This is a genomic window from Streptomyces sp. NRRL S-495, from assembly GCF_000966955.1.
Lineage (GTDB): Bacteria > Actinomycetota > Actinomycetes > Streptomycetales > Streptomycetaceae > Kitasatospora > Kitasatospora purpeofusca.
Window position 1 is genome coordinate 1 of the sequence record NZ_JZWY01001229.1, and the last position, 247, is coordinate 247.

Annotated in this window: 1 protein-coding gene; it reads right to left on the bottom strand. The window is 66.8% G+C overall.

What is annotated here, in order from left to right:
• On the bottom strand, nucleotides 1-247 hold a 247-nt coding region (locus VR45_RS40790), incomplete at both ends, for an acyltransferase domain-containing protein (RefSeq protein WP_159394562.1).

Sequence of the window (247 nt, forward strand, 5' to 3'; positions counted from 1 at the left end):
CGTCCGGCACCACACCGAACGAACGCCACACCTCAGCCAGCGACACCATCACCGCCCACAGCACCGGCTGCACCACATCCACCCGCGCCAACAACACCTCAGAACCCAACGCCTCCACCAACGACCAATCCACATAAGGCGCCAGAGCCCGCTCGCACTCCCCCATCCGCCCCGCGAACACCTCCGACCCCGACAGCAGCCCCACCGCCATACCCACCCACTGCGAACCCTGACCCGGGAACACCAA